This window comes from Microcystis sp. M113S1, assembly GCF_020246945.1.
Lineage (GTDB): Bacteria > Cyanobacteriota > Cyanobacteriia > Cyanobacteriales > Microcystaceae > Microcystis.
Window position 1 is genome coordinate 1 of record NZ_JADBSA010000242.1, and the last position, 6,136, is coordinate 6,136.

Sequence of the window (6,136 nt, forward strand, 5' to 3'; positions counted from 1 at the left end):
GCCGAATTTGAAGTCTTTTCTGAACGAAACCCCCTACTATCTGTGGTCAAGGTTCAGTTTTTAGCTTGGTTATCGCTTTTTCCATTGTAGCTTAAAGCCGTCGTAAAACGACGGGGTTTTAACCCAAATTTTCGATAAAAAGGTTTTTTGACTACGGTAGCGGGGTAGGTGGTGCCGCGGATTTCTACTTCGATCGCCTGTCCGATCGAGGCGAAAGGTGTGGGAAGATAGGCTAAAGCGATCGCGGTGTTTAAAGTTGGTGATAAAGTGCCACTGGTGACTTTACCCACCGCTTCCCCAGCGAATACTACCGGATAATCGTGACGGGCGATATGTTTGCCGGACATCTGCAATCCCACCAAGCGCCGATTGACACCATTAAGTTTTTGGTCTTCAAGGACATTGCGACCGATAAAATCGCCTTTTTCTGGCAGATGAACCAACCAATTTAAGCCTGCCTCTAGGGGACTCGTGCTATCGTCGATATCCTGTCCATAAAGGGCTAAAGCTGCCTCTAAACGCAGGGTATCCCGCGCTCCTAAACCGCAGGGAGTCACCCCTAAATTTAAGAATTCCGTCCAAAGTTGCTGTCCGATTTCAGGAGGGGCCATAATTTCAAAGCCATCTTCTCCGGTGTAACCAGTTCTGGCGATAAAAACTTTTTCCCCGAAAAGCTGGCTTTCCCAGTGATTAAATAGGCCAAAATCGCTTAATTTTTCCCCGACCAAGGGCTGTAAAATTGTGGCTGACTTGGGTCCTTGCAGGGCGATTAAGACCCTTTCTCGGGATAAATCCTTTAATTTGACCCCCGATCCCTCTAAATTGCCTAAAATCCATTCTCGATCTTTATCGGTGGTTGAGGCATTAACAATTAATACGCCTTGGCTTTCGCTTTGGTAGTAAAAGATAATATCATCGATGATACCACCGTCCAGGTTAAGTAAAACGCTATACTGTGCCTTTCCTGCACTTAAACGGGCTAAATTAGAAGGAACTAGGGTTTGGAGAGATTGAACCAGATTATCTCCAGTTAAGATAAATTTGCCCATGTGGGAAATGTCAAACATCCCGACACCATTGCGGACAGCATTATGTTCGATTTTTAGGCCGCTAAACTGTATCGGCATCTCCCAACCCGCAAAAGGGGTAAATTTGCTGGTTTGTTGGGCAATTAGCTCGTATAAAGGGGTACGAATAGCGGGGGAAGTTGCTTCTTGGTTAGCCACGGTGATCTCGATCGAATGGTTTTCTGCCTAGAGTAGCATAGCAGTTATCATTTATCAGTGACCAGTTATCAGTTATCAGTGACCAGTAAACAGTGATCGATCACTATCCACTAACTAGGGTCTGCTGAAAAAGTTTTTCGCTGGGGGTTGGGGGTTGGGGGTGGGGGGTTGGGGGGTGGGGGTTGGGGTGTGGGGTGTGGGGTTTTACCCATTTTCAGGTGGTCAATTACCTAATTTTCAGGGAAAAAGTCCCTGAATTTTCCCCCCAATCACTGCAAGGGTCGGCACTTTTTGAGGGAAAAAAAGTCTAAAAACCTTATCCAACAAGGTTTTTAGATTTATTCAGCAAACCCTAAGTAGGGAGGCACAATTATTTGTAGGATGGGTTAGCCCACTTCGTAAACTATGCGGGCGTTGGGTTTCTACGTTGATCTTATATTTAATTCCACCCACCTACTTAGTAGTTTTTTACTGTTATCGACTGATAGAACTGTTCAATCTTATAAGATTAAAGTTTAGCACTCGATCGCTGTTAAGCGTGTCTTTTTTGATGCCAATTCCAGGCGTGTTCAACTATTACCTTGAGATCGGCATATTGGGGATGCCAAGCGAGAACCTGTTTGGCTTTATCGCTACTGCCGATTAAAATAGGGGCATCGCCTGCCCTTCTGGGACTTTCGATTACGGGAATACCTAAACCAGTTACCGCTCGCGCTGTTTCAATCACTTCGCGCACAGAAAAACCGTTACCATTGCCCAAATTAAACACATTACTTTCGCCCCCATTTAAGAGATATTCTAAGCCTAAAACGTGAGCTTGTGCTAAATCATTAACATGGATATAATCGCGAACAGCAGTGCCATCGGGAGTATCATAATCCGTGCCGAAAATTGACAGGGAATCACGTTTTTTCAGGGCAGTTAATAAAGCCAGGGGAATTAAATGGGTTTCCGGTTGGTGATCTTCCCCTAATAAACCACTGGGGTCGGCTCCTGAAGCATTAAAATAACGGAAAGCCACCGATTTTAAACCGTAGGCCGGATCAAAATCCCGAAGAATTTGTTCCACCATTTCCTTACTGGCAGCGTAGGGACTGAGGGGATGATGGGGATGATTTTCCGTCATGGGAATTTCCTTGGGCATTCCATAAATAGCACAGGTGGAAGAAAAAACAAATTTCTTCACATCGGCGGCGATCATCGCTTGCAAAAGAGTCAGACTACCACTAACATTATTTTGATAGTAAATAGCCGGTTGCTGCACCGATTCTCCCACCGCAATAAAAGCGGCAAAGTGCATGACGGCGGCAATATTGCGACTAGCGAATAAATTATCGAGCAGCGATCGATCCCTAGTATCACCGACAATTAACTCAACTTTTAATATATCCTTAATGATTTCGGCGTGACCGTAGGATAAATTATCGAGTACGATGACGGAATAACTGGCATTTTTGAGCGCTAGAACCGCATGGGAACCAATATAACCCGCACCGCCAGTAACGAGAATGGTAGGTTTAACTTGAGACACGCGATCATACCTATTTGAAATTGACTTGTCTATAACTTTATACCCTAATTTTCCTTTTAGTTGACCATCATGTTAAGTCCCCTCGATCTATCTCTTTCCCTTGACAAAGAAACTTATCAATCACAAATTAAAGATTTAATGGAACAACTGCGATCGCTACAGCAGTCCTGTTGGGAGTGTAAATTACCCGTGGTGGTGGTTTTGGAAGGTTGGGCAGCGGCAGGGAAGGGAACTTTAGTCAAAAAAATGGTTAACTATATGGATCCTCGCGGTTTTACCGTCCATCCCATTTTAACCCCTTCCTCCCAAGAGGAAAGTTACCCGTTTTTGTGGAGATTTTGGCAAAAACTGCCAGCAAAAGGCAGTATCGGCATTTTTTATCACAGTTGGTACACTCATCTACTAGAGGATCGACTCTTGAACAAATTGCCCTCCTCCCAGATTCCCCTGGTCATGCGCGATATCAACACCTTTGAGCGACAATTATTTGATGATGGGGTCGCAATCGCTAAATTCTGGATTCACCTCAGTCAAAAGGAATTAAAGTCACGCATCAAAGAATACGCCGAAAATGAGCTAGAATCTTGGCGCGTGCGTCCGGAAGATTGGCAACAGGCCAAACGTTATGATGAGTATGCCAGTTTAGCCGAGGAAATGATTACCTACACTAGCACGGGGGCCGCCCCTTGGACATTGGTGGAGGGCAACTGTCAACGTTGGGCCCGGGTAAAAGTTCTCTCCCAATTAGTCGGTACGATCGCTCAAGCTTTGGATCAGCGCCAATTACCGATCGAGCCTCCCCCTAATTTACCACCCCAAGCCCGATTACTGCCCACGGAACCCGATTATCTGGCGAGAGTAGATTTAAGTGCCAAACTAGAGAAAGAAGACTATAAAATCCGTTTGCGTGAGGCACAGGTAGAATTAAGAAAACTGCAATTAAAGATTTTTCAGGCAAATATCCCCGTTTTAGTCCTGTTTGAGGGTTGGGATGCCGCTGGCAAAGGTGGTGCAATCAAACGCTTAACCGATACCCTCGATCCTCGCAGTTACCAAGTTATTCCCTTTGCTGCCCCGACGGAGGAAGAACACCGCTATCATTATCTCTGGCGCTTCTGGCGGAAATTGCCCGCGGCCAAAACTATCGGTATATTCGATCGCAGTTGGTATGGACGGGTTTTAGTGGAGAGAGTGGAAGGATTCGCTAAAGATATGGAGTGGCGACGATCCTATCAAGAAATTAACGAGTTTGAGGCGCAATTAACCCATTCTGGCTGTGTTTTAGTCAAATTCTGGTTACATATTAGCCCGGAAGAACAGTTAAATCGTTTCGAGGAACGCCAAAATAACCCCTATCGTCAGCATAAACTCACCGATGAAGATTGGCGCAATCGAGAAAAACAGCCCCTCTACCATGTGGCAGTTAATCACATGGTAGCCCGTACTAGCACCCCCGTCGCCCCCTGGACGATTGTGGCGGCAAATGATAAGTATTTCGCCCGTGTTAAAGTCCTCGATACAGTAATTGTCGCTATTGAAACCGGATTGAAACAACGCGAATAGGGCAGATAGGGGGATGGGGATTTTTTCGATTCAGTTGTAGAATTTACTTTTGAGTAGGCACTAAACTAAACTGGTAACTTGAGGCAGATAATCACGGCCAAAAAATGCGTGCAAACGTTGACGCTCAGAAGTTAGAACGCCTAATGCAAATCTTAGGTAAAGAAGCTCAGGGTTCAGGCACTATCTACTTTACAGGTGGAGCGAGTGCCTTACTGGTGGGATGGCGCAATTCCACAGTCGATGTGGATATCCGTCTAGATCCCGAACCACCGGGCATTTTTCCAGCGATCGCCAAGCTGAAAAAAGAATTGAACATCAACATTGAACTGGCATCTCCGCAGGATTTTCTGCCCCCTATTCCGGGATGGCGCGAGCGAAGCGTATTCATTGGCAAACGAGGTCAAATCTCTTTCTATCACTATGATTTTACAGCCCAAGCTCTTTCTAAACTATCGAGAGGGTTTGACCGTGACTTGAAAGATATTGAGGCTATGTACGAACACAAATTATTCTCTTTGAATGAGCTAGGGGAATGCTTTGAAGCGATTGCACCGGAACTAATCCGATTCCCCTCCCTTAACCCTGATGTGCTGAGAAGCAGAGTCGAGAACTTCATGGCACGTTTTCAAGATAAACCACAGCAGGAGCAATCATGAATCTCAATGAGTTGCCAGGAGCCGAGATCATCTTACCCGGACTGAGGGATCTTCACAATGGTGAGTCCAATACTATTGGGGCGTTGCTAGTTGCGATCGCATCGACCCGCCTAACGGAAGTCGGTTTCGATATCCCCAAAAATCACCTAGCTTCAGAGCCAGAGCTAACCTTGTATGCTTATCTCCAAGAGGAACGGGATGATGCTTATTCTTACTATAATGCTTTGCTGAATCGCCTCAATAGCTTTTGCAATGCACTCGAACTCGGTTATAAAATATGATGACAATTTCCCCAAGTTTAATTTCTCCCGATCTCAGTTTGGCCGATATTCCCCTAGAGGAAACCCTCTCTTTAGGAGTGATGGCTTCTGGTAGTGGTTCCAATTTTGCTGTTTTGGCAGCAGCGATCGCCAAAAAACAGCTAAATGCCGAGATTTCTGTCCTCATCTACAATAATCCCGATGCCAAGGTAAAAGAAAGAGCCGATGACTACAATATCCCCGCAGTTTTCCTCGATCATCGTCAATTTAAACCCAGAGAAGAACTCGATCGAGCTATAGTCAAAACTTTCCAAGAATACGGCGTAAAATGGGTAATTATGGCGGGCTGGATGCGAATTGTCGCCCCGGTTTTACTAGATGCTTTTCCCGATCGCGTGATCAATATCCATCCTAGTTTACTACCCAGTTTTAAAGGTGTGCGTGCCGTGGAACAAGCTTTAGCTGCGGGGGTAAAAGTGACCGGATGTACTGTGCATATCGCTCGCGCAGAGGTAGATAGTGGCCCAATTTTAATGCAAGCAGTGGTTCCCATTCTCCCCGATGATACCGCCGCCAGTCTCCACGAACGCATTCAAGTGCAAGAACATCGCATTTTCCCAGTAGCGATCGCTTTAGCGGCGAAATTAGGCCTGTAGAGACAGATTTCCCGATTCCTTGGCAATAATACTGGCAAAAAAACGAAAATTCAAAGCAAATCGTTAAATATCACTCCTTGATAAATTTCCTGAAAACTGAGATCAAAATTGACAGAAGTTAAAGATAAACTAGCATTTTCTCCCTCGTATTCCGTTAATAACCATTTATTTTCTTCAGTTTTGTTATACTGCATGACATAGGGACGACTTTGACTGATCAGAATATATTCTTGAAATTCCGGCA

General features: G+C 45.2%; 6 protein-coding genes and 1 pseudogene. 4 read left to right on the forward strand and 3 right to left on the reverse strand.

Translation table 11 applies throughout. The features are described from left to right. Positions 1-53 precede the first annotated feature (53 nt). Together gcvT and galE are read right to left on the reverse strand one after the other, a co-directional pair. Positions 54-1,226, reverse strand: coding sequence for a glycine cleavage system aminomethyltransferase GcvT (gene gcvT, locus IM319_RS12020; RefSeq protein WP_287735770.1), 1,173 nt, complete (start codon positions 1,224-1,226; stop codon positions 54-56). Between the two features lie 532 nt (positions 1,227-1,758). Further along, entirely contained in the window at positions 1,759-2,757 is a 999-nt protein-coding gene (galE, locus tag IM319_RS12025; RefSeq protein WP_287735771.1) for a UDP-glucose 4-epimerase GalE, read from the reverse strand. Positions 2,758-2,826: 69 nt separating this feature from the next. Between galE and pap the strand changes: the two genes are divergently transcribed. From pap to purN, 4 genes are all read left to right on the forward strand, one after another. After that, on the forward strand, positions 2,827-4,320 hold the full coding sequence (gene pap / locus IM319_RS12030) for a polyphosphate:AMP phosphotransferase (RefSeq protein WP_287735772.1): 1,494 nt from the start codon (positions 2,827-2,829) through the stop codon (positions 4,318-4,320). 104 nt (positions 4,321-4,424) lie between these two features. Then, positions 4,425-4,976 (forward strand): DUF6036 family nucleotidyltransferase, encoded by a 552-nt coding sequence (locus IM319_RS12035; RefSeq protein ID WP_286827029.1) that lies wholly within the window; start codon positions 4,425-4,427, stop codon positions 4,974-4,976. Then, positions 4,973-5,257 carry a hypothetical protein gene (locus IM319_RS12040; RefSeq protein ID WP_193957035.1) on the forward strand — a complete coding sequence of 95 codons (285 nt, stop codon included), beginning with the start codon at positions 4,973-4,975 and terminating at the stop codon, positions 5,255-5,257. Before IM319_RS12035 ends, IM319_RS12040 begins: the two co-directional genes overlap by 4 nt. Continuing rightward, on the forward strand, positions 5,254-5,892 hold the full coding sequence (purN, locus tag IM319_RS12045) for a phosphoribosylglycinamide formyltransferase (RefSeq protein ID WP_286827028.1): 639 nt from the start codon (positions 5,254-5,256) through the stop codon (positions 5,890-5,892). The genes IM319_RS12040 and purN overlap by 4 nt, the downstream gene beginning before the upstream one ends. A 50-nt stretch (positions 5,893-5,942) precedes the next feature. On the opposite strand, the pseudogene IM319_RS12050 reads toward purN, so the two are convergent. Beyond that, positions 5,943-6,136: pseudogene (locus IM319_RS12050) on the reverse strand (Uma2 family endonuclease); the annotation flags it as partial.